The following is a 22,823-nucleotide window of genomic DNA, read 5'->3' on the forward strand; positions in this document are numbered from 1 at the left end:
AAAGCCAGCGAACGCCACGTTTTTACGTGGCGTTTTTCTTTTATGGACTATACGCTAGTATCGCCTACTCCCAATTTTGACCGGTCAGTGCGACAATAAGACCGTTTGTACAGTCAAAGTAATAATTGTTTGAAAAATATACAAAGGGAGTTGTAGGAAGCCATCTTTATTACTTCTGAGGTAATGGCTTCATGGTTATACTTCCGGGACTAACATTTGTTGAGAGCAATCCATTGTGAATCTATTCACCGCCGTTACTGAACTGATCAGCATTTTTTTATTCACAACCTGTTTTTTGTTCATCGCGCGCAAGGTGGCAAAAAGAATAGGGTTAGTGGATAAACCCAATTTTCGTAAACGCCATCAGGGGCTTATTCCTTTAGTTGGCGGGATTTCTGTATATGCAGGGATTTGTTTCACGTTTGGTATTGCTGATTATTATATTCCGCACGCCGCCCTCTACATTGCCTGTGCCGGCGTCCTGGTATTAATCGGGGCCCTGGATGACCGCTTCGATATCGCGGTAAAGATACGTGCCACCGTTCAGGCGGCCATTGGTGTGATTATGATGGTAGTCGGCGGGCTGTATCTGAGAAGCCTTGGCTATGTGTTTGGCCCCTGGGAATTAGTTCTGGGTCCCTTTGGCTTCTTCCTGACGCTTTTTGCCGTCTGGGCGGCGATTAATGCTTTCAATATGGTTGATGGTATCGACGGTCTGCTCGGTGGCTTGTCATCCGTATCGTTCGCCGCCATCGGCATTATTTTGTGGTTTGATGGTCAGTACAGCCTGGCAATGTGGTGTTTTGCCATGATTGCCGCCATCTTGCCTTATATCCTCTTAAACCTTGGCGCGCTGGGTCGTCGCTATAAAGTGTTTATGGGGGATGCGGGCAGTACGCTAATCGGTTTTACCGTTATCTGGATTTTGCTGGAAACCACACAAGGTCAAACTCACCCAATCAGCCCGGTAACCGCCCTGTGGATTATCGCCATTCCGTTAATGGATATGGTGGCGATTATGTACCGCCGTCTGCGTAAAGGGATGAGTCCTTTCTCTCCCGATCGTCAGCATATTCATCACCTCATCATGCGTGCCGGTTTTACTTCACGTCAGGCGTTTGTCCTAATTACTCTGGCCGCCGCGATTTTGGCCGCAATTGGTGTAGCTGCAGAATATTCTCATGTTATTCCTGAATGGGTAATGTTGGTATTATTCTTGCTAGCATTTTTCCTGTACGGCTACTGCATTAAGCGCGCATGGAAGGTGGCACGGTTCATTAAACGTCTTAAGCGCAGGATGCGTCGTAACAGTGCCAAAAACACAACATTAACTAAGTAAAACCGGGACTATGATGACTCAACCGTTGGCGGGAGCGAAATCAGTGGTAACAGAGAATGAACTGGACATTCGGGGTTTGTTTCGCGTGTTATGGGCAGGCAAACTTTGGATTGTGGGGATCGCGCTGGGGTTTGCACTGTTAGCGCTAGCCTACACGTTCTTTGCAAAACAGGAGTGGAGCGCCACGGCAATCACGGACAGACCCACGGTTAACATGCTCGGGGGGTACTACTCCCAGCAGCAGTTCCTGCGAAACCTGGATATTAAAGCCAGCCTTGCCACCCCGGACCAGGCTTCCGTAATGGATGAGGCCTACAAAGAGTTTGTGATGCAACTGGCCTCGTGGGATACGCGCCGCGATTTCTGGTCCCAGACGGATTACTACAAGCAGCGTCGGGTTGATAACACCAAAGCCGATGCCGCGCTGCTGGACGATCTGATTAACAATATTCAGTTTATGCCGGGCGACGTGCTGCGTAACGTCAACGACAGCGTCAAGCTGATTGCCGAAACCGCGCCGGATGCAAACAACCTGTTGCGCCAGTACGTCGCGTTTGCCAGCCAGCGTGCCGCAAGCCATCTGAATGAAGAGCTTAAAGGCGCCTGGGCAGCCCGCACTATCCAGATGAAGGCGCAGGTCAAACGTCAGGAAGAGGTGGCAAACGCCATTTTTGCGCGCCGCGTGCATAATATTCAGCAGGCGCTGAAAATTGCGGAGCAGCACAACATTTCCCGCACTGAGACGGATGTTCCGGCTGATGAATTGCCTGATTCTGAAATGTTCCTTCTTGGTCGCCCAATGCTGCAGGCGCGTCTGGAAAACCTGCAGGCCGTTGGGCCTGATTTTGATCTCGACTACGATCAAAACCGCGCGATGCTTAACACGCTTAATGTCGGTCCCTCCCTGGACCCGCGTTTTCAGACCTATCGTTATTTGAGAACGCCTGAAGAACCTGTAAAACGCGATAGTCCGCGTCGTGCATTCCTGATGATCATGTGGGGGATTGTGGGCGCACTGACGGGCGCTGGCGTGGCGTTAACGCGTCGTCGCACAAACTAAGATCGCCGTCTACGATGAAGGCTGCGGCCTTCATCGCCTAATCGAAGAGAATCGATGTGAAAGTACTTACCGTATTTGGCACCAGGCCGGAGGCCATTAAGATGGCGCCTCTGGTTCATGCGCTGGCCAGCGATCCTGATATTGAAGCGAAGGTTTGCGTCACGGCCCAGCACCGTGAGATGCTCGATCAGGTCCTAACCCTCTTTTCCATCGTCCCGGATTACGACCTCAATATTATGAAGCCAGGACAAGGGTTGACAGAAATAACCTACCGCATTCTGCAAGAGCTCAAGCCGATCCTGGAGTCATTCAAGCCCGACGTTGTGCTGGTGCACGGGGATACCACGACGACGATGGCAACAAGCCTGGCCGCGTTTTACCAGCGTATTCCCGTCGGCCATGTTGAAGCGGGTCTGCGCACCGGCAATCTTTATTCTCCGTGGCCGGAAGAGGCCAACCGTACGCTTACCGGGCATCTGGCGATGTACCATTTTGCGCCAACCGAGAACTCTCGCCAGAACCTGCTGCGTGAAAATATCGCCGATAACAACATCTTTGTTACCGGCAATACGGTCATTGACGCGTTGATTTGGGTACGCGATCGCGTGCTGGCAAACAGCGATCTGCAGAAAGAACTCGCTGCCCGCTATCCTTTCCTGAATAACGGCAAAAAAACCATTCTGGTCACTGGCCACCGTCGCGAAAGCTTTGGTCGGGGCTTTGAGCAAATCTGTCACGCGCTGGCTGAAATCGCCGCGCAGAACGACGATGTGCAAATTGTCTATCCGGTACACCTTAACCCTAACGTCAGCGAGCCGGTCAACCGCATCCTGGGCCACGTCAAAAACGTCCTGCTGATTGAACCGCAGGACTACATGCCGTTTGTCTGGCTGATGAACCACGCCTGGCTGATCCTCACCGATTCCGGTGGGATTCAGGAAGAAGCGCCCTCTCTTGGCAAGCCGGTGCTGGTGATGCGTGAAACCACTGAACGTCCGGAAGCGGTTAAAGCCGGGACAGTGCGTCTTGTCGGCACCAACGCACAGCTCATCGTCGAAGAGGTCACGCGCCTTCTGCACGACGATGAAGCGTATCAGGCGATGAGCCGGGCCCACAATCCCTACGGAGACGGGCAGGCTTGTGGCCGTATTTTGCAAGCGCTTAAACACAATCGGGTATCGCTATGAGTTTTACTACCATCTCTGTCATTGGTCTTGGCTACATTGGCTTGCCTACTGCGGCGGCATTCGCCTCCCGTCAAAAGCAGGTTGTTGGTGTGGATATCAACGCACGTGCGGTAGAAACCATTAATCGTGGCGAAATTCATATTGTGGAGCCCGATCTTGACCGCGTGGTGAAAGAGGCGGTTGATGGCGGCTTCCTGCGCGCCAGCACGACGCCAGTGGAAGCGGATGCCTACCTAATTGCCGTTCCAACGCCCTTCAAAGGCGACCACGAGCCCGATATGGTCTACGTCGAGGCGGCGGCAAAATCTATTGCCCCCGTGCTGAAGAAAGGGGCGCTGGTAATTCTGGAGTCGACTTCTCCCGTCGGCGCTACCGAGCAGATGGCGCAGTGGCTGGCCGATGCGCGTCCTGATTTACGCTTCCCGCAGCAGGCCGGTGAGCAGGCGGATATCAACATCGCCTACTGCCCGGAGCGCGTGCTGCCGGGGCAGGTGATGGTCGAACTGATTAAAAACGACCGGGTGATAGGCGGCATGACGCCGGTCTGTTCTGAACGCGCCAGCGCGCTGTACAAGATTTTCCTGGAAGGCGAATGCGTGGTAACCAACTCCCGCACCGCCGAGATGTGCAAGCTGACGGAAAACAGCTTCCGTGACGTTAACATCGCCTTCGCAAACGAACTGTCGCTGATCTGTGCCGATCAGGGGATTAACGTCTGGGAGTTAATCCGCCTGGCGAATCGCCATCCGCGCGTCAACATTCTCCAGCCTGGCCCAGGGGTGGGCGGTCACTGTATCGCCGTCGACCCGTGGTTTATCGTGGCGCAGAACCCGGCGCAGGCGCGCCTGATTCGCACCGCGCGTGAAGTGAACGATAGCAAACCTCACTGGGTACTGAATCAGGTTAAAGCGACGGTAGCGGATTGTCTGGCAGAGAGCGGCAAGCGCGCCAGCGAGCTGAAAATTGCCTGCTTTGGTCTGGCATTTAAACCCAATATTGACGATCTGCGTGAAAGCCCGGCGATGGAAATTGCTGAGATGATTGCTGAATGGCATAAGGGCGAAACTCTGGTGGTCGAGCCGAATATTCATGAACTGCCGGCAAAACTGGCGGGGCACTGCATGCTGACGGCGCTGGATGACGCGCTGGCGACAGCGGACGTGCTGGTGCTGCTGGTGGATCATAAAGAGTTTAAAGCGACGTCCGGTGACGCGGTGCGTCAGCAGTATGTGGTTGATACCAAAGGCGTCTGGCGTTGAGTGCACTCCACGGCGTGCTGGAATCCCTTGAGTGGGAAAGCGCATTTTTTGCCCGTCCCTCGGCGATAGTCCGCTGGCGCGAGAATGCGCCCGCCCTGCAGGAAGTGGACTTCAGCGCCTGGCAGCGCGTGCAGGCTAAGATCCCGGCGGACCGTGCCGACCTGCTTGATGCGCTCCAGCAACACGGTTTTCAGCTGGTTGAAGGCGAGGTAGACCTTTCCATCACCCTCACCCGGCACGATGCGTCCGGCGCGGAAATTGCAACGGAACAGGACATTCCTGTGCTGCGCCAGATGGCGGCCCGGGCGTTTGCGCAAAGCCGCTTTCGCACGCCCTGGTATGCGCCTGACGATAGCGGACGTTTCTATGCCCAGTGGGTAGAGAATGCGGTCAAAGGTACCTTTGACCACGTCTGCCTGATTTTCCGTGCAGCGAACGGTCAGATTCAGGGATTTGTCTCGCTGCGCAAGCTTAACAAGCGCGAGGCGCGTATTGGCTTATTAGCCGGGCGCGGCATGGGGGAGAAACTCATGCAGGCGGCGCTGCACTGGGCGCAGCTGCAGCAGGTTGAGACGCTGCGGGTGGCGACCCAGGTGGGCAACACCGCCGCGCTTAAACGTTATATTGCGAGTGGTGCCAACATCGACGCCACCGCCTACTGGTTATACAGGTGACAAGATGATTCCATTTAACGCACCACCCGTCGTGGGAACCGAGCTCGACTATATGCAGTCTGCCATGGGCAGCGGCAAACTCTGCGGTGACGGCGGTTTTACCCGTCGCTGTCAGCAGTGGATGGAACAGCGTTTTCGCAGTGCTAAAGTGCTGTTGACCCCGTCCTGCACGGCATCGCTGGAAATGGCGGCCCTGCTGCTGGATATCCAGCCCGGCGATGAAGTGATCATGCCGAGCTATACCTTCGTTTCCACGGCGAACGCGTTTGTCCTGCGCGGAGCGAAAATCGTCTTTGTGGATATCCGCCCGGACACCATGAACATTGATGAGACGCTGATTGAAGCGGCGATCACCGACAAAACACGTGCGATTGTGCCGGTTCACTACGCGGGCGTGGCCTGTGAAATGGACACCATCATGGCAATCGCCAAAAAGCACAACCTGTTTGTGGTAGAAGATGCCGCGCAGGGCGTGATGTCCACCTACAAGGGGCGCGCGCTGGGCACTATCGGCCACATCGGCTGCTTCAGCTTCCACGAAACGAAAAACTACACTGCCGGCGGTGAGGGCGGTGCGACGCTGATTAACGATCGTGCCCTGGTTGAGCGTGCGGAAGTGATTCGTGAAAAAGGCACCAACCGCAGCCAATTCTTCCGCGGTCAGGTTGATAAGTACACCTGGCGCGATATCGGCTCAAGCTATCTGATGGCTGACCTGCAGGCAGCGTACCTGTGGGCACAGCTGGAAGCGGCAGAGCGAATTAATCTCCAGCGCCTGTCCCTGTGGCAAACCTATTACGATGCGCTTGAGCCGCTGGCAAAAGCCGGTCGCATTGAGCTGCCAACCATTCCGGCCGATTGTGTCCACAACGCCCACATGTTTTACATCAAGCTGCGCGATAACGACGATCGCAGCCAGCTCATCGCCTGGCTGAAAGAAGCCGAAATTATGGCGGTCTTCCACTATATTCCGCTGCACTCCAGTCCGGCGGGCGAAGCGTTTGGGATGTTCGCAGGGGAAGACCGTTACACCACGAAAGAAAGTGAGCGTTTGCTTCGCCTGCCACTGTTCTTCAACCTCGCGCCAGTTAACCAGCGTACGGTGATCAATACCCTTCTGAGCTATTTCGGCTGATATGTCTCTGGCAAAAGCATCGGTGTGGACCGCCGCGTCCACGCTTGTAAAAATTGGTGCCGGACTGCTGGTCGTCAAGCTGCTGGCCGTCTCATTCGGCCCCTCAGGCGTCGGGCTGGCGGGCAACTTCCGCCAGCTTGTTACCGTCCTTGGGGTGCTGGCCGGTGCCGGAATCTTCAACGGCGTAACCAAATACGTTGCTCAGTATCATGATGATGCGGCCCAGCTTCGCAGGGTAGTGGGCACCGCGTCGGCAATGGTCACGGGCTTTTCGACCCTGCTGGCGATTGTGTTTCTGCTGGCCGCGGCGCCCATTAGCCAGGGATTGTTCGGGCACACCCATTATCAGGGGCTGGTGCGTCTGGTCGCGCTGGTCCAGATGGGCATTGCCTGGGCTAACCTGCTGCTGGCGCTGATGAAAGGTTTTCGCGATGCTGCCGGGAACGCGCTTGCGCTCATCCTGGGTAGCGTCATCGGCGTGATTGCCTATTATTTCTGCTACCGCCTGGGTGGCTATGAAGGCGCACTGCTTGGGCTGGCGCTGGTTCCGGCACTGGTTGTTGTGCCTGCGGCGTTCATGCTGATGCGCCAGGGCGTTATCCCTCTGAGCTACCTGAAACCGCAATGGGACAAGGTGCTTGCCAGCCAGCTGGGTAAGTTTACCCTGATGGCGCTCATTACTTCCGTCACGCTGCCGGTGGCTTACGTGATGATGCGAAACCTGCTGGCGGCGCATTACAGCTGGGATGAGGTGGGGATCTGGCAGGGCGTAAGCAGTATTTCCGATGCTTACCTCCAGTTTATAACGGCTTCCTTTAGCGTTTATTTGCTGCCAACCTTATCGCGTCTGACGTCCAGGCAGGATATTACCCGCGAAATTTTCCGCTCCCTGCGTTTTGTATTACCCGCAGTGGCGGCGGCCAGTTTGACCGTCTGGTTATTGCGTGATGTCGCCATCTGGCTGCTGTTCTCGGCGAAGTTTACCGCCATGCGCGATCTTTTTGCCTGGCAACTGGTGGGTGATGTGCTGAAAGTGGGTGCTTACGTTTTCGGCTATCTGGTGATTGCGAAAGCCTCGCTGCGGCTGTATATCCTCGCGGAGGTTAGCCAGTTTGCATTGCTGACAGCATTTTCGCACTGGCTGATACCCGCGCACGGTGCGCTGGGGGCGGCTCAGGCCTACATGGCAACCTATATCGTTTATTTCGCTGCCTGCTGCGGCGTATTTTTATTGTGGCGTAAACGCGCATGACTGCACTGATTCACATCCTGGGATCGGATATCCCACACCATAACCAGACCGTTTTGCGGTTCTTCAACGACGAGCTGGCATCGGGCAATCCTGATGCGCGCGAGTTTATGGTTGCAGGTCAGGATAATGGCCTGAGCGCAGCGTTTCCGGCGCTGATAATCACCTTCTGGCCGGATAAAGCTACCCTGGCGAAGGCGGTTATTGCCAAAGCCAAAGCGGATCGTGAGCAACGTTTCTTTTTCCACGGGCAGTTCAATACCGGCCTGTGGCTGGCTCTGCTCAGCGGGGGAATTAAACCCTCCCAGTGCAGCTGGCATATCTGGGGAGCCGATCTCTACGAAGTCTCGCGCGGCTGGAAATTCCGTCTTTTCTATCCGCTGCGTCGCATGGCGCAGGGAAGGGTGGGCCGCGTTTTTGCCACCCGTGGCGATCTGAATTATTTTGCGAAGCAGCACCCTAACGTGCGCGGTGAGCTACTCTATTTCCCAACCCGTATGGATCCGGCGCTGAACACCATGGCGAATGACGCGGTTCGCGAAGGCAAGCTGACGGTGCTGGTGGGGAATTCCGGCGACCGCAGTAACGAACATGTCGCCGCGCTCCGGGCGGTACACCAGCAGTTTGGCGACACGGTGAACGTGGTGGTGCCGATGGGCTATCCCGCCAACAACGACGCCTACATTGATGAGGTTCGCCAGCAGGGGCTTGCGTTATTCAGCGAAGAAAATCTGCACATTCTCAGCGAAAAGCTGGAGTTTGATGACTATATTGCGCTGCTGCGAAAATGCGATCTGGGCTATTTCATCTTTGCTCGCCAGCAGGGGATTGGTACGCTGTGCCTACTGATTCAGGCGGGTGTACCGTGCGTGCTTAATCGTGAAAACCCGTTCTGGCAGGACATGGCCGAGCAGCATATTCCGGTGTTGTTCACCTCAGACGCGCTGAATGTCGAAGTGGTACGTGAAGCACAACGCCAGCTCACGCTGGTGGATAAAAATAGCATCGACTTTTTCAGCCCGAATTACCTCACGCCGTGGCACCGCGCGCTGCGTATCGCTTCAGGAGACAACGCATGAGTCAGTTGCAGTTTAGCGGCTTACTGGTTGTCTGGCTTCTGAGCACGCTATTTATCGCCACGCTCACCTGGTTTGAGTTCCGCCGGGTGCGCTTCAACTTTAACGTGTTCTTCTCGTTGCTGTTTCTGCTGACCTTCTTTTTCGGCTTCCCGCTGACCAGCATTCTGGTCTTCCGTTTTGACGTGAGCGTCGCGCCGCCGGAAATTCTTCTCCAGGCCCTGCTGGCGGCGACCTGCTTCTATGGTGTTTACTACGTCACCTATAAAACGCGTCTGCGACCAGCGCAGGCCGCTGCCCCGCGTCGGGCGCTCTTTACCATGAACCGGGTGGAGACCCATCTGACGTGGGTGATGCTCATGACCATCGCCCTGGTCAGCGTCGGCATCTTCTTCATGCATAACGGCTTCCTGCTGTTTAAGCTCCACTCCTACAGCCAGATTTTTTCGGCTGAAGTCTCAGGCGTGGCGCTTAAGCGATTCTTCTATTTCTTCATCCCGGCGATGCTGGTGATCTTCTTCCTTCGCCAGGACAGCAAGGCATGGCTGTTCTTCCTGGTCAGTACGGTTGCGTTCGGTATCCTGACCTACATGATCGTGGGCGGTACGCGTGCCAACATTATCATCGCTTTCGCTATCTTCCTGTTCATCGGCATCATCCGCGGCTGGATCTCGCTGTGGATGCTGGTTGCGGCAGGGGTATTTGGCATTGTGGGGATGTTCTGGCTGGCGCTGAAGCGCTACGGGATGAACGTGGCGGGCGACGAGGCGTTTTACACGTTCCTCTACCTGACGCGCGACACCTTCTCGCCGTGGGAAAACCTGGCATTGTTGCTGCAAAACTACGACAAAATTGATTTCCAGGGGCTGGCGCCGATTGTGCGCGATTTCTACGTCTTTATCCCGAGCTGGCTGTGGCCGGACCGCCCTGGCGTAGTACTCAATACCGCGAACTATTTTACCTGGGAAGTGCTGAACAACCATTCGGGCCTGGCGATCTCGCCAACCTTGATTGGTTCCCTGGTGGTGATGGGGGGAGGCTGGTTTATCCTGCCGGGCGCGTTTGTCGTAGGGTTGATTATTAAGTGGTTTGACTGGCTTTACGTGCGCGGTAACGAAGAGACCAACCGCTATAAAGCGGCCATTTTGCACAGTTTCTGCTTTGGTGCCATTTTCAATATGATCGTTCTGGCGCGCGAGGGGCTGGACTCGTTCGTTTCGCGCGTGGTGTTCTTCATGGTCGTTTTTGGCATCTGCCTGTTACTGGCCAAACTGTTGTACTGGCTGTTCGACAGCGCAGGGCTTGTGCACAAGCGCGAGCCGCAGGGCAGCACAACGCTGTCGCAAGTCTGAGTAGGGAAAGTAATGACTGATAAAACTTCTGCACCGCGCTATGCGCTTCGTGGTTTGCAGCTGATTGGCTGGCGCGACATGCAGCACGCGCTGGATTTTCTGTTCGCCGACGGGCAGATGAAATCCGGTACGCTGGTCGCTATCAATGCGGAAAAGATGCTGGCGGTGGAAGATAACGCCGAAGTCAAAAGCCTGATAGAAGCGGCTGAATTTAAATACGCGGACGGAATCAGCGTGGTCCGCTCTATCCGTAAAAAATATCCTGACGCTAATGTATCTCGCGTGGCGGGTGCCGATCTCTGGGAGCAGCTTATGGCTCGCGCTGGCGCGGAGGGCACGCCGGTGTTCCTGATTGGCGGTAAGCCTGAGGTGCTGGCCGAGACTGAAGAGAAACTGCGTCGTCAATGGAATGTTAATATTGTTGGTAGCCAGAATGGTTACTTCAAGCCTGAAGACCACCAGGCTTTGTTTGCCCGCGTGCGCGACAGTGGGGCAAAAATCGTCACCGTGGCGATGGGGTCCCCGCGCCAGGAGATCCTGATGCGCGACTGCCGCATGGTCAGCCCGGATGCGCTTTATATGGGCGTCGGCGGCACCTACGATGTCTTTACCGGCCACGTGAAGCGCGCGCCGAAGATTTGGCAAAATATGGGGCTGGAGTGGCTCTACCGCCTGCTCTCCCAACCCACCCGCATTAAACGACAGATTCGACTGCTTCGCTACCTCACCTGGCACTATACCGGTAAAATGTAATCAAAATGTAGCGCGATATGCTGTTCGCGCTGCAACTCACCTGCAAAACTGCCGATAATTTGTGCAATGCATTCATTTTTTTAATGCATCGTTTGCCATTTGGTCGATTTTAAGAAACCATTCGCACCGTATTTTAGTACCCCTAAAAAACAATAACCGGTATTAAGCCGGGAAACAGCAAACACAATCGAGGATCTATGGCAGAGAAAAAACCGGAGCTACAGCGTGGGCTGGAAGCTCGTCATATCGAACTGATAGCGCTGGGCGGCACTATCGGCGTGGGCCTGTTTATGGGCTCCGCAAGTACGCTCAAATGGGCAGGCCCTTCCGTATTACTGGCGTATATTATCGCCGGGCTGTTTGTTTTCTTCATCATGCGCTCAATGGGCGAAATGCTCTTCCTGGAGCCGGTAACCGGTTCCTTCGCCGTTTACGCGCATCGTTATATGAGCCCGTTCTTTGGCTACCTGACGGCCTGGTCATACTGGTTTATGTGGATGGCGGTGGGCATCTCTGAAATCACCGCGATAGGGGTCTACGTCCAGTTCTGGTTCCCGGACATGGTCCAGTGGATACCGGCACTCATTGCCGTGGGGCTGGTGGCGCTGGCAAACCTGGCCGCCGTGCGCCTTTACGGTGAAATTGAGTTCTGGTTCGCAATGATCAAAGTCACCACGATTATCGTGATGATTGTCGTCGGCCTGGGCGTGATTTTCTTCGGCTTTGGCAACGGTGGACACGCTATCGGCTTTGGCAACCTGACCGAAAACGGCGGCTTTTTCGCCGGCGGCTGGAAGGGCTTCCTGACGGCGCTATGTATCGTTGTGGCCTCGTATCAGGGCGTGGAGCTGATCGGTATTACTGCCGGTGAAGCGAAAAACCCGCAGGTCACGCTGCGTAGCGCGGTAGGCAAAGTGCTGTGGCGTATCCTGATTTTCTATGTGGGTGCAATCTTCGTTATCGTAACCATCTTCCCGTGGAACGAAATTGGCACCACCGGCAGCCCGTTTGTTTTAACCTTCGCCAAAATTGGTATCACGGCGGCGGCAGGTATCATCAACTTTGTGGTCCTGACGGCAGCGCTTTCAGGCTGTAACAGCGGGATGTACAGCTGTGGCCGTATGCTCTACGCGCTCTCGAAAAATAACCAGCTGCCTGCGGCAATGAGTAAAGTCTCACGTGCTGGCGTGCCGGTAGCGGGCGTGGCGGTCTCGATCGTCATACTGCTGATTGGCTCCTGCCTGAACTACATCATCCCTAATCCGCAGCGCGTGTTTGTTTATGTCTACAGCGCCAGCGTGCTGCCGGGCATGGTGCCGTGGTTTGTTATTCTCATCAGCCAGCTGCGTTTTCGCCATGCGCATAAAAAAGCGATCGCCAGCCATCCGTTCCGCTCGATCCTTTTCCCGTATGCGAACTATTTGACGATGGCGTTCCTGATTTGCGTATTAATTGGAATGTACTTTAATGAAGATACCCGCATGTCGCTGTTTGTCGGGCTGATCTTCCTGGCGGCAGTGACGGCCGCGTATAAGCTTTTTGGCCTGGGTCGCCGTGCCACCACGCAGAAAGTGGAGGAATAAGCGGCAAAATGTGCAAACCATAACCAAACGCGCATTTTTTTCAAAAAAGCACTAGACAGCGGGGACGGAGGTACGTAATATCCAGCCCCGCAACGGCGCTAAGCGCCCGTAGCTCAGCTGGATAGAGCGCTGCCCTCCGGAGGCAGAGGTCTCAGGTTCGAATCCTGTCGGGCGCGCCATTTTAGTTCCCGGCGCTAGAGCTGCGGTGGTCTGAGAAGTAGTCAGTACCGCGTGAAAGAATACAGTGGTGGCTATAGCTCAGTTGGTAGAGCCCTGGATTGTGATTCCAGTTGTCGTGGGTTCGAATCCCATTAGCCACCCCATTATTGAAAGAGTTGTGAATTGCGAAGGTGGCGGAATTGGTAGACGCGCTAGCTTCAGGTGTTAGTGTCCTTAGGATGTGGGGGTTCGAGTCCCCCCCCTCGCACCACGACTTTTTAAATGAATTGAACTAAAAATTCAAAAAAGCAGTACATCGGCGAGTAGCGCAGCTTGGTAGCGCAACTGGTTTGGGACCAGTGGGTCGGAGGTTCGAATCCTCTCTCGCCGACCAATTTTGAACCCCGCTTCGGCGGGGTTTTTTGTTTTCTGTAAGTTTTCTCCCCTGTCGTTATCTCCAGAAAGTACCCTTTATCATTGTCGCGATTCAGTGACATGCAAGCCATTGAAAATAAGATAAATAATTATTTATGGGATTTACTGTCTCTTCCTGGCGACATATTTCTGCTTTTGCCGATACGCTATGAAGCTTCAGAGGCTACTTAACAGCATAATTTCCTTTTATCTTAAAATGTTGCGCCATGTAAAAGTTCTGCGTGTAAATCTGGCACGTTACGTGCAATAATATACGCGTAGATGCTCATTCCATCTCTTATGTTCGCCTTAGTGCCTCATAAACTCAGGAATGACGCAGAGCCATTTACGGTGCTTATCGTCCACTGACAGATGTCGCTTCGGCCTCATCAGACACCATGGACATAACGTTGAGTGAAGCACCAAATATGTTGTCTTACAGACCTGTTTTAACGCCTGCTTTTATAGCAGGCGTTTTTTTTATGTCTTATTCCCGATACCCACGTATGATCAGGGCGACCAACAGCAGGGCGGCTGACGAGACCGTATAGAGCGCCAGCACTGAGCCAAGCCCAACAGCCACCATCGCTGTAATGCCGGTGAAAAGCGAGGCGCTGAGCATTTGCCAGCGCCAGGCTTTACCGCTGGCTGACGCGGTTTGCGTGATATGAAAACTGCTGAGTACGCCAAACGTACCGGCTGCGAAGAGAACGTTTGAGGCCAGATGCGCGATAAAGATCATCCCCAGCGCACATGCCATCCACCCGGACAACAACGGCAGCATTCCATAAGCGGCAAGAAAAATACCGAGACAAACGATGATTCGCGGCGTGTGGACGGCAAAGCGCGTCAGGCTCTCTTTTTTTAGCAGCATGGGGCCGCAAAGTTGCCCCATGCTCCTTGCGAAAAGCAGAGGCAGAGCAAGGCCCGCCGCATCCTGAGGATGGAGCTGCTGCGCCAGGGCCGGAAGTAGCGCCATAGCCGGTGAGCCGACGGCCGCCAGCGCCGGCAAAATGAGCAGGCTGCGCTTTTGCCGAACGGTCAACGTCCGCCAGCGCAGTGGCGCGGGGGCTGCCTCTTCACCGGGGAGAGGTAGCAATGGCGCAGAAAACCGCCGCCCAGCCAGCCACAGCAGCAGCAGCGACCCGAGAAAACTGGCGGCATCAATGGCCAGCAGGGTAAACACGGATGTCTTCTGAAACAGCAGCACGCCCAGTCCAGTACCTAATAACACCTGAGAAGCAAAAATCACATTTTCCAGACAGGTCGCAGCAGGCAGCTCTGTTTCGCTAAGTCCGCGTTTAAAGAGCAATGTCAGCGCGGGCCAGCTCATCCCGCTGAGCAGCGCTTCGGTGGATTGCACGGCGAGTAGCGAGGCAATACTGTGATAACCCGCACCGAGCAGGGGGAAGAGCAGGGCGAGCAATCCCAGCCCCTCGGTCAGTATCAGCAGGAATACTGGAGAATAGCGCGAGCACAGCTTTTCGCCGATCGCGCTGCCGATGAATCCCGGAACCGTTGCGAAAAGAAAAGCGAGGGTGAGCAGGGCGGGCGGGGCCGACCACGCTAACAGTAAACCAAAGACCACGACCTGGGTTAGACCATTTCCCAGCGAAGAAAAGATAAAAGCACAGGCAAGCAGGCGCAGCCAGCGGTGGCAGCGCAGCGCTTCAATAAGCGCATACAAAAGCGAGTTCATGAAGATTTCCTTTCAAAAACGATTTAATCCACGCAGCAGAAAGTGCGCGTGTGTGAAAAAAGGTTAATGAAAAGACTTCGTTACATTGGCGGGTTCGTTTGCAGATGTGGGTGTAAAGAATGTAGCAGGAGAAAGGCGATAAAAAAAGGAGGCCGTCTGGCCTCCTTTTTTATTTATTGCGGGTTACCGTTATTTTGCAGCGTCAGCAATAGCCCATCGCGCCGCATGGCGGCCGCCTCTTCTGGCTTATGCTGTTTGTCCAGCGTATCGGCAAGCCACGCGTAGTCAAACGCGTCCGGACGCTGTTTCAGTGCCGCACGGAAGGCCAGGCTCGCCTCTTGCCATTCGCCGTGCTTCATCAGCGACTGGCCCAGGGTACTCCACAGCAGCGGACGATCACCGACGGTTTTGATCTGCTGGCGCAGCACTTTTTCGACCTGCTCAGGGTTATTGGTTTTCAGGCGCGGGATCACCATGACCAGGCGATCGTCGTACTGGCGCTTCAGGCCGTCAAGAAGGATCTCCTGGGCAGTGTCATGATCGTCACATTCAATAAGATGTTCCGCCATGGCCACCTGCAGGGGGACCTGCTGGCGCGTTTTCCGGCTCTGATTCTTCCACCAGGTTTTCAGGCCTTCGCTGCCCAGGTCGGCGCGCGCCTGATCCATCAGGCCAATCCATGCCAGACGCTGAAGTTCATCACGATGTTCATCATCACCCACCTCGGCCTTCGCCATCGACGGAATGATGTCCAGCAACGAGCCCCACGCTCCGGTACGAATATAGGCCTGCTCCGCAAGGCGCAGGACTTCCGGATGACGCGGTGCGATTTCCAGCAGACGGTCAATGCCGTGGCGCGCCGCGTGGTTCTCATTGCGCGCGAGCTGCAGGCGGACGCGGGTAATTTCCACTGGGATCGGGTCGCCAGACGCCAGTTCTGACGCGCGTTCCAGATGCTGGTTAGCGCGGGCTTCATCACCGCGCTGCTGCGCCGCTTCGGCGGCCAGAAGATAGTTCACCACCGGCTGTTCAGCGTGGTCGGCGTTTTTCGACATCAGCTTTTCAACCTGCTGGTAATCGCCTTCGGCCAGCTTTAGCAGTGCCTGTTCCGTTTGCTTACGGGCGCGGCGACGCTTACGGCCAACGAACCAGCCGCGGGTATGGGCACCGGTGCGGAAAATACGGCGCAGGATCCATTCAACGGCAAGCAGGACCACGACGCCGAGGATCAGAACGATCGCCAGACCCGTTACGCTGGTTTCAATGTTGTAGTTATCGGTCTGGATCAGGACGTATCCCTGATGACCCGCAAGCATCGGGCCCAGGACGATCCCGGCGATCAGCAGGATGAAGAGTAAAAGGACTTTTAGCATCATTACTCTCCCTGTGGCGCGCTTTCAGGCGCTGGTGCCGCCGCTGTGCCGGTCTGCCCGGCCGGAACGCCCGGCTGCGCCAGCAGGTTACGCACGCGCGTCTGCATCAGCTTCTCCAGAATCGGCTGGCTGGCCAGTTTATCCGGCACGTTCATGGTGATGTTCTGCTGGCTCAGCTTGTCGATATCTTCGAGGAAGGCGGTGGTCGTTGCATCATCGGTGTTGTAGTAGGCGCGTACCCACGTCGAGACGTTATCCAGCGCCTGTTTGTACGTTTCTTCCTGATGGCGCGGCACGGCCTGCGCCGCGACCAGCAGGCGGGAACGGATGTTTTCGCGCAGATAGATATCCTGATTCGGCGCTAACAGCGGTACGGCGGTTTCATCGCGACGGCGGATGGTGATGAAGCTGTCCATAAAGTTCTGCCAGCTTTTCTGCAGGTTTATGCGCCATTCGCTCAGGGAGCTGGACAGCTCGGTACCGTCAGAGTCCATCGGGGAGTCGTCGTCATTGTTATCCGCCAGCTGCAGGTTATCTATTTGATTCGAAAGCTGGTTCACCTTGAGGATAATGCCGTCGTAATCCACCTGTGAAACGGCGGAGAGGCTGGCGATATCTTCGGTAATCGCACGGCGCGCGGTAATGAGGCTCGGATCGTTCATGTCGGCCAGGCTCGCATCGGCGCTTTTCAGCAGCGCGGCGGCGGTGGTCACGTCCTGATCGCTCCACAGCTTACGCCCGGCGAGTTTGACGAGGAAATCGGCCTGCGAGAGCAGCCAGGTTTTGGCATCGGTGCCGGAGATCGTGGCGACTTTCTGTTGTACTTCGCCCAGCTGTTTGGTCAGCTCTTCCTGTTTGCTGTTCGCCTCGGCAAGCGCGGCGGCCTGCTGCTTAATCACCGCTTCCAGCTCGGTTTTCTGCGTTTCCTGCGCTTTTTGCAGGGAGGTAAGCTGATTGACCAGCGTATCGCTGGTGGCCGTCTGGTTAGCACTCTGTTGCTTTACCAGACCATACAGGCCGACGCCTGCTGCCAGCGCAATGGCGATGGCAATCGCGCTCAGCGCGAGGCTGGTTTTATTGCTGCCGTTTTTCTTCTCAGCGGTTTTCTCAGTCGTCTCTGGCTGTGGCGTTGTCTCCACAGTCTCCCTGGTCTCTTCAACCACGGCGGAGGATTTTTCGTGTTCCGTCATTATGGCTTCCCATTTGAGAGTTATTGTAATGCGCGCAGCAGCGCATCGTTGTCGGCGTTATCAGCGATCCGAATATCCTGCCAGCCCAGTTCCCGGGCGAGGTTCGCCAGACGCTCACTGACGACCAGAAGCCGACAGCGGAGTAACCAGTTTTCGCGATACCAACGCGGTATCAGCGACCAAAGCTGTTGTAACATTTCACCGCTGGTGACCACCAGCGTATTAATACCGCGCGCGTGCCAGCGCATCGCCTCTTCAGCACCGTCGTAGTGTTTCGCACAGCGCTGGTAGCACTCAACAAACGTGACGTCAGCCCCGCGTTCCCGCAGCGTTTCACCCAGCAGTTCGCGGCCACCGTTGCCGCGCAAAATGAGCGCGCGCTTTCCGGCAATAGTTTGTAATTCAGGTAATTGTAGCAAGACTTCACTGATTTCCCGATCCAACGGGTAGCGAACGTCTGTTCCACTCACGGTATGTAAGGCCAGCGCGGTGGTTCTGCCGATAGCGAAATAGCGCGGAGCGGTCGGCCAGCGTGTCCCCGCCTGTAGCAGCTGCGCATGGGCAAATTCCACGGCATGCTGCGATAGCGCAAACAGCAGGTCGCCTTCCTGCAGGGTATTCATCTGGTCGGCGAGCGCAGAGAGCTCCCGACCGGGGGAGAATTCAATGAGCGGAAAACTCCAGGCCACCTGCCCCAGTGCGCGCAGACGGCTCACTAACTGCTCTCCTGCGGGAGAAGGGCGGGTGACAAGAATACTCATGCAGGGGGTTCTCCGTTATAGACCTCGGCCAGAATTTCACGCGCGCCGTTATTCAGCAGCTCTTCCGCCAGCGACACGCCAAGCGCTTCGGCATCCTGCGGCTTGCCGCGACGTTCGCCGCGCACCATCTGTGAACCGTCCGGCGCGCCCACCAGCGCGCGCAGCCACAGTTCACCGTCTGTTAATTCAGCATAGCTGCCAATCGGCACCTGACACCCGCCTTCGAGGCGAGTATTCATCGCCCGCTCGGCTTTTACGCGGGTTGCGGTCTCGTCATGGTTCAGCGGAGCGAGCAGCTCGCGGGTGCGCGCATCGTCCAGACGGCACTCAATGCCGACGGCGCCCTGTCCGACGGCCGGCAGCGACAGCTCTGGTGGCAACGCCACGCGAATGCGTTCCTCCAGCCCCAGGCGCTTCAGGCCTGCAACCGCAAGAATAATGGCATCGTAATCGCCGTTATCCAGCTTGCCCAGACGCGTGCCAACGTTACCGCGCAGCGAGCGGATGATAAGGTCAGGACGACGCTCCGCCAGCTGACACTGACGGCGTAAACTGGACGTGCCAACCACGCTACCCGCCGGCAGCGCGTCGAGCGAGTCATAGTGGTTCGAGACAAACGCGTCACGCGGATCTTCGCGCTCGCAGATGGTCACCAGCCCCAGCCCTTCCGGGAACTCGACGGGCACGTCTTTCATCGAATGTACGGCGATATCGGCGCGGTTCTCAAGCAATGCCAGTTCCAGCTCTTTGACAAACAGGCCCTTGCCGCCCACTTTCGCCAGCGGCGTATCCAGAATCACGTCACCGCGCGTGACCATCGGCACCAGCTCGACGCGCAATCCACTGTGGCAGGCTTCAAGGCGCTGCTTAACATAATGTGCCTGCCAGAGCGCGAGAGGGCTTTGGCGTGTGGCAATTCTCAAAACATTGTCTAACATGCTTGTTACCGTCATTATCAATCGCTAACCATCCTAACATTGTTGACTCTGGGATGGCAGTTTTACGGTTGATGAAGCGTGAGAGGGACAAGGCGGCGTATTCGTCAGCCATAGCCGTATTCAGGAATTTACACGTACAGAACGGTGCTACACTTGTATGTAGCGCATCTTTCTTTACGGTCAACCGGCAAGGTGTTAAATTGATCACGTTTTAGACCATTTTTTCGTCGGTACCACCATAATGACAAGGGCGAAAAAAGGGTAACGGTTATCTTTTTGAAATACTGCGGGCTCGCTGTTATTCGTGTTTTGAATAGCTTACGACACCCGGAAACATCAGGCGATACGTCTTGTACCTCTATATTGAGACTCTGAAACAGAGACTGGATGCCATAAATCAACTGCGTGTGGATCGCGCGCTTGCTGCCATGGGCCCTGCTTTCCAGCAGGTATACAGTCTGCTGCCGACATTATTGCACTATCACCACCCGCTGATGCCTGGCTACCTTGATGGTAACGTTCCCCAGGGCATTTGCCTCTTCACGCCTGATGAAACCCAACAGCATTATTTGAACGAGCTGGAACTCTACCGCGGCATGCCGCCTCAGGTTTCTCCGAAAGGTGAACTGCCGATTACCGGCGTTTACTCGATGGGGAGCACCTCATCGGTAGGGCAGAGCTGTTCTTCGGACCTGGATATCTGGGTCTGCCATCAATCCTGGCTCGATAACGAAGAGCGCCAGCTGCTGCAGCGTAAATGCAGCCTGCTGGAAAGCTGGGCGGCCTCGCTTGGCGTGGAAGTGAGCTTCTTCCTGATTGATGAAAACCGTTTCCGCCATAATGAAAGCGGCAGTCTGGGTGGTGAGGACTGCGGCTCGACTCAGCACATCCTGTTGCTGGATGAATTTTACCGTACTGCCGTTCGTCTGGCCGGGAAGCGTATTCTGTGGAATATGGTCCCGTGCGAAGAAGAAGAGCATTACGACGACTACGTCATGTCGCTTTACGCGCAGGGCGTACTGACGCCAAACGAATGGCTGGACCTGGGCGGCCTCAGCTCCCTGTCCGCCGAAGAGTACTTTGGCGCAAGCCTCTGGCAGCTCTACAAGAGCATTGATTCACCGTACAAAGCGGTGCTGAAAACCCTGCTGCTGGAAGCCTACTCGTGGGAATACCCTACGCCCCGCCTGCTGGCGAAAGATATCAAGCAGCGCCTGCACGATGGCGAAATTGTCTCCTACGGGCTCGACGCCTACTGCATGATGCTGGAGCGCGTTACCGAATACCTGAAAGCCATTGATGACGACACGCGTCTTGACCTGGTGCGTCGATGTTTCTATCTCAAGGTCTGTGAAAAGCTGAGCCGTGAGCGCGCCTGCGTGGGCTGGCGTCGTGAAGTGGTCAGTCAGCTTGTGAAAGAGTGGGGATGGGACGAAGCGCGTCTGTCCATGCTTGATAACCGCGCCAACTGGAAGATCGATCAGGTGCGTGAAGCGCACAACGAACTGCTCGACGCGATGATGCAAAGCTACCGTAACCTGATCCGCTTTGCGCGCCGTAATAACCTTAGCGTCTCCGCCAGCCCGCAGGATATCGGGGTGTTAACCCGTAAGCTGTACGCCGCGTTTGAAGCGCTGCCGGGCAAAGTGACCCTGGTTAACCCGCAGATTTCGCCTGACCTGTCTGAACCAAACCTGACCTTTATCTATGTGCCGCCGGGCCGCGCAAACCGCACCGGGTGGTATCTGTACAACCGTGCGCCAAGCATGGATTCGATTATCAGCCATCAGCCGCTGGAATATAACCGCTATCTGAACAAGCTGGTGGCGTGGGCCTGGTTTAACGGCCTGCTGACCTCGCGCACGCGCCTGTTTATCAAAGGCAATGAGGTTGTCGATTTAGCCAAGCTGCAGGAGATGGTGGCGGATGTCTCGCACCACTTCCCGCTGCGTCTGCCTGCCCCAACACCAAAAGCGCTCTACAGCCCGTGCGAGATCCGTCACCTGGCAATCATCGTTAACCTGGAGTACGACCCGACGGCGGCCTTCCGCAATCAGGTGGTCCATTTTGACTTCCGCAAGCTGGACGTCTTCAGCTTTGGCGAGCAGCAAAACTGCCTGGTGGGCAGCGTAGACCTGCTGTACCGCAACTCGTGGAACGAAGTGCGTACCCTGCACTTCAACGGCGAGCAGGCGATGATTGAAGCGCTGAAAACCATTCTCGGCAAGATGCACCAGGACGCCGCGCCGCCGGACAGCGTCGAAGTGTTCTGCTACAGCCAGCACCTTCGCGGTTTAATTCGTACCCGCGTGCAGCAGCTGGTGTCTGAATGCATCGAACTGCGTCTCTCCAGCACCCGCCAGGAAACCGGGCGCTTTAAAGCGCTGCGCGTCTCCGGGCAGACGTGGGGCCTGTTCTTCGAGCGTCTGAACGTGTCGGTGCAGAAGCTGGAAAACGCTATCGAGTTCTACGGCGCGATTTCACACAACAAGCTGCACGGCCTCTCAGTTCAGGTGGAAACCAACCACGTCAAGCTGCCGCAGGTGGTGGATGGCTTTGCCAGTGAAGGGATTATTCAGTTCTTCTTTGAAGAGTCGGGCGACGATGCCGGGTTCAACATCTACATTCTGGATGAGACCAACCGCGCCGAGGTGTATCACCACTGTGAAGGCAGCAAAGAGGAGCTGGTGCGCGACGTCAGCCGCTTCTACTCTTCCTCGCATGACCGTTTCACCTACGGTTCCAGCTTTATCAACTTCAATCTGCCGCAGTTCTACCAGATTGTGAATGTGGATGGCCGAGCGCAGGTGATCCCGTTCCGTACGCAGGCGATTACCCCTGCGGCGCCTGCTAATCAGGATACTGCACCGCTGTTGCAGCAGTATTTTTCCTGAGGCTTTTCGCCCGGTAAGGCGCAGCCGCCACCGGGCAACAAAACTACCTGAAACGCACGTCCTCGCCCGCCTGCGCGGTCGCCGCCTGTTCCAGCAGATCCCAGAACGTTTCGCCGCTGCGATCGCAAACCCACTCGTCACCCTTCAAATCAAAGTGATAGCCGCCCTGTTTGGCCGCCAGCCACACCTGGTGAAGCGGCTCCTGACGGTTAATAATAATTTTGCTGCCGTTTTCGAAGCTCAGGGTCAGAATGCCACCGTTGATTTCACAATCGATATCGCTGTCGCCGTCCCAGTCGTCGATACGTTCTTCGATGGTCATCCACAGGGTGTCGGCAAGGCGATGGAATTCACTGTCGTTCATGGTTTTGTTCCTGTTTTTCGTGATGGCGGCAGTATAACGCTAAATAATTCCCGTTGCAGGAAAGCGGCAAACTCTTGCTTTTGTGTCTTCTCCTGCGATGATAGAAACAGATTTGAACTTACGGGCAACTTTATAATGAAAAACGCTTTCCGAACGCTTGCCGTTCTCATCACGCTGTTTAGCCTGACCGGCTGCGGACTGAAGGGACCACTGTACTTCCCGCCTGCGGATAAAACCGCGCCGCCGCCGACAAAACCGGTTAACAGCGGCATCGAGTCTTCCACGCCAAAGACTAACGATCGTGGCGATAACGGCGGTCCGACTCAGGTTAACCTCTGACGACAACGTTCTGTACCCGCGCAAT

At 55.7% G+C, this 22,823-nt stretch carries 19 protein-coding genes and 4 tRNA genes; 17 read left to right on the forward strand and 6 right to left on the reverse strand.

Annotated features, from left to right (window positions below; genetic code table 11):
• Positions 1–235: 235 nt before the first annotated feature.
• The 15 genes from wecA (at position 236) to IM271_RS17740 (ending at position 13,220) form a co-directional block, all read left to right on the forward strand.
• Complete coding sequence (gene wecA / locus IM271_RS17670) at positions 236–1,339, forward strand: UDP-N-acetylglucosamine--undecaprenyl-phosphate N-acetylglucosaminephosphotransferase (protein WP_048959810.1); 1,104 nt, start codon at positions 236–238, stop codon at positions 1,337–1,339.
• Positions 1,340–1,352: 13 nt separating this feature from the next.
• Positions 1,353–2,399, forward strand: a complete 1,047-nt coding sequence (gene wzzE / locus IM271_RS17675) for an ECA polysaccharide chain length modulation protein (protein ID WP_048959809.1) — start codon at positions 1,353–1,355, stop codon at positions 2,397–2,399.
• 56 nt (positions 2,400–2,455) lie between these two features.
• Positions 2,456–3,586: a non-hydrolyzing UDP-N-acetylglucosamine 2-epimerase gene (gene wecB / locus IM271_RS17680; protein WP_193052952.1), complete on the forward strand. Its 1,131-nt coding sequence runs from the start codon at positions 2,456–2,458 to the stop codon at positions 3,584–3,586.
• Positions 3,583–4,845 carry a UDP-N-acetyl-D-mannosamine dehydrogenase gene (wecC, locus tag IM271_RS17685; RefSeq protein WP_028014811.1) on the forward strand — a complete coding sequence of 421 codons (1,263 nt, stop codon included), beginning with the start codon at positions 3,583–3,585 and terminating at the stop codon, positions 4,843–4,845. Before wecB ends, wecC begins: the two co-directional genes overlap by 4 nt.
• Complete coding sequence (rffC, locus tag IM271_RS17690; RefSeq protein WP_028014810.1) at positions 4,842–5,519, forward strand: dTDP-4-amino-4,6-dideoxy-D-galactose acyltransferase; 678 nt, start codon at positions 4,842–4,844, stop codon at positions 5,517–5,519. Before wecC ends, rffC begins: the two co-directional genes overlap by 4 nt.
• Before the next feature lie 4 nt (positions 5,520–5,523).
• Positions 5,524–6,654, forward strand: coding sequence for a dTDP-4-amino-4,6-dideoxygalactose transaminase (gene rffA / locus IM271_RS17695; RefSeq protein WP_041911819.1), 1,131 nt, complete (start codon positions 5,524–5,526; stop codon positions 6,652–6,654).
• 1 nt (position 6,655) lies between these two features.
• Positions 6,656–7,906, forward strand: a complete 1,251-nt coding sequence (gene wzxE, locus IM271_RS17700) for a lipid III flippase WzxE (RefSeq protein WP_045260999.1) — start codon at positions 6,656–6,658, stop codon at positions 7,904–7,906.
• Complete coding sequence (locus IM271_RS17705) at positions 7,903–8,982, forward strand: TDP-N-acetylfucosamine:lipid II N-acetylfucosaminyltransferase (RefSeq protein ID WP_193052953.1); 1,080 nt, start codon at positions 7,903–7,905, stop codon at positions 8,980–8,982. Before wzxE ends, IM271_RS17705 begins: the two co-directional genes overlap by 4 nt.
• Positions 8,979–10,331, forward strand: coding sequence for an ECA oligosaccharide polymerase (wzyE, locus tag IM271_RS17710; RefSeq protein ID WP_028014806.1), 1,353 nt, complete (start codon positions 8,979–8,981; stop codon positions 10,329–10,331). The genes IM271_RS17705 and wzyE overlap by 4 nt, the downstream gene beginning before the upstream one ends.
• A 12-nt stretch (positions 10,332–10,343) precedes the next feature.
• On the forward strand, positions 10,344–11,084 hold the full coding sequence (gene wecG / locus IM271_RS17715; RefSeq protein ID WP_193052954.1) for a lipopolysaccharide N-acetylmannosaminouronosyltransferase: 741 nt from the start codon (positions 10,344–10,346) through the stop codon (positions 11,082–11,084).
• Between the two features lie 197 nt (positions 11,085–11,281).
• A complete protein-coding gene (locus tag IM271_RS17720; RefSeq protein WP_192972111.1) occupies positions 11,282–12,667 on the forward strand; it encodes an amino acid permease in 1,386 nt (461 codons plus the stop codon).
• A gap of 102 nt (positions 12,668–12,769) precedes the next feature.
• Positions 12,770–12,846: transfer RNA gene (locus IM271_RS17725), tRNA-Arg, on the forward strand.
• A gap of 68 nt (positions 12,847–12,914) precedes the next feature.
• A tRNA-His gene (locus IM271_RS17730) sits at positions 12,915–12,990 on the forward strand.
• Positions 12,991–13,011: 21 nt separating this feature from the next.
• Positions 13,012–13,097, forward strand: a tRNA-Leu gene (locus IM271_RS17735).
• Positions 13,098–13,143: 46 nt separating this feature from the next.
• Positions 13,144–13,220, forward strand: a tRNA-Pro gene (locus IM271_RS17740).
• A 507-nt stretch (positions 13,221–13,727) separates the two neighbouring features.
• On the opposite strand, the gene IM271_RS17745 is transcribed toward IM271_RS17740, so the two are convergent.
• From IM271_RS17745 to hemC, 5 genes are all read right to left on the reverse strand, one after another.
• Complete coding sequence (locus tag IM271_RS17745; protein WP_193052955.1) at positions 13,728–14,939, reverse strand: MFS transporter; 1,212 nt, start codon at positions 14,937–14,939, stop codon at positions 13,728–13,730.
• 173 nt (positions 14,940–15,112) lie between these two features.
• Entirely contained in the window at positions 15,113–16,312 is a 1,200-nt protein-coding gene (gene hemY / locus IM271_RS17750; RefSeq protein ID WP_028014802.1) for a protoheme IX biogenesis protein HemY, read from the reverse strand.
• A gap of 2 nt (positions 16,313–16,314) precedes the next feature.
• Entirely contained in the window at positions 16,315–17,502 is a 1,188-nt protein-coding gene (gene hemX / locus IM271_RS17755) for a uroporphyrinogen-III C-methyltransferase (RefSeq protein ID WP_041911826.1), read from the reverse strand.
• 20 nt (positions 17,503–17,522) lie between these two features.
• Positions 17,523–18,263, reverse strand: coding sequence for a uroporphyrinogen-III synthase (hemD, locus tag IM271_RS17760; protein ID WP_028014800.1), 741 nt, complete (start codon positions 18,261–18,263; stop codon positions 17,523–17,525).
• A complete protein-coding gene (hemC, locus tag IM271_RS17765) occupies positions 18,260–19,201 on the reverse strand; it encodes a hydroxymethylbilane synthase (RefSeq protein ID WP_032644935.1) in 942 nt (313 codons plus the stop codon). The genes hemD and hemC overlap by 4 nt, the downstream gene beginning before the upstream one ends.
• A 350-nt stretch (positions 19,202–19,551) precedes the next feature.
• Here hemC and cyaA point away from each other — a divergent pair, with 350 nt between their 5' ends.
• Entirely contained in the window at positions 19,552–22,095 is a 2,544-nt protein-coding gene (cyaA, locus tag IM271_RS17770; protein WP_069733806.1) for a class I adenylate cyclase, read from the forward strand.
• Between the two features lie 43 nt (positions 22,096–22,138).
• On the opposite strand, the gene cyaY is transcribed toward cyaA, so the two are convergent.
• On the reverse strand, positions 22,139–22,459 hold the full coding sequence (gene cyaY / locus IM271_RS17775; RefSeq protein WP_063155593.1) for an iron donor protein CyaY: 321 nt from the start codon (positions 22,457–22,459) through the stop codon (positions 22,139–22,141).
• Positions 22,460–22,594: 135 nt separating this feature from the next.
• Here cyaY and IM271_RS17780 point away from each other — a divergent pair, with 135 nt between their 5' ends.
• Positions 22,595–22,798 (forward strand): lipoprotein, encoded by a 204-nt coding sequence (locus IM271_RS17780; protein WP_041911830.1) that lies wholly within the window; start codon positions 22,595–22,597, stop codon positions 22,796–22,798.
• The last annotated feature ends 25 nt before the right edge of the window (positions 22,799–22,823 follow it).

The sequence above is a fragment of the Enterobacter cloacae complex sp. I3 genome (genome assembly GCF_014896175.1).
Lineage (GTDB): Bacteria > Pseudomonadota > Gammaproteobacteria > Enterobacterales > Enterobacteriaceae > Enterobacter > Enterobacter bugandensis.

Bases quoted from the DNA above. Each gene is read 5' to 3' on its own strand.
- wzzE (WP_048959809.1), top strand. From the start codon at position 1,353: ATGACTCAACCGTTGGCGGGAGCGAAATCAGTGGTAACAGAGAATGAA.
- wecC (WP_028014811.1), top strand. From the start codon at position 3,583: ATGAGTTTTACTACCATCTCTGTCATTGGTCTTGGCTACATTGGCTTG.
- rffA (WP_041911819.1), top strand. From the start codon at position 5,524: ATGATTCCATTTAACGCACCACCCGTCGTGGGAACCGAGCTCGACTAT.
- wzxE (WP_045260999.1), top strand. From the start codon at position 6,656: ATGTCTCTGGCAAAAGCATCGGTGTGGACCGCCGCGTCCACGCTTGTA.
- IM271_RS17705 (WP_193052953.1), top strand. From the start codon at position 7,903: ATGACTGCACTGATTCACATCCTGGGATCGGATATCCCACACCATAAC.
- wzyE (WP_028014806.1), top strand. From the start codon at position 8,979: ATGAGTCAGTTGCAGTTTAGCGGCTTACTGGTTGTCTGGCTTCTGAGC.
- wecG (WP_193052954.1), top strand. From the start codon at position 10,344: ATGACTGATAAAACTTCTGCACCGCGCTATGCGCTTCGTGGTTTGCAG.
- IM271_RS17720 (WP_192972111.1), top strand. From the start codon at position 11,282: ATGGCAGAGAAAAAACCGGAGCTACAGCGTGGGCTGGAAGCTCGTCAT.
- IM271_RS17745 (WP_193052955.1), bottom strand. From the start codon at position 14,939: ATGAACTCGCTTTTGTATGCGCTTATTGAAGCGCTGCGCTGCCACCGC.
- hemY (WP_028014802.1), bottom strand. From the start codon at position 16,312: ATGCTAAAAGTCCTTTTACTCTTCATCCTGCTGATCGCCGGGATCGTC.
- hemX (WP_041911826.1), bottom strand. From the start codon at position 17,502: ATGACGGAACACGAAAAATCCTCCGCCGTGGTTGAAGAGACCAGGGAG.
- hemD (WP_028014800.1), bottom strand. From the start codon at position 18,263: ATGAGTATTCTTGTCACCCGCCCTTCTCCCGCAGGAGAGCAGTTAGTG.
- hemC (WP_032644935.1), bottom strand. From the start codon at position 19,201: ATGTTAGACAATGTTTTGAGAATTGCCACACGCCAAAGCCCTCTCGCG.
- cyaY (WP_063155593.1), bottom strand. From the start codon at position 22,459: ATGAACGACAGTGAATTCCATCGCCTTGCCGACACCCTGTGGATGACC.
- IM271_RS17780 (WP_041911830.1), top strand. From the start codon at position 22,595: ATGAAAAACGCTTTCCGAACGCTTGCCGTTCTCATCACGCTGTTTAGC.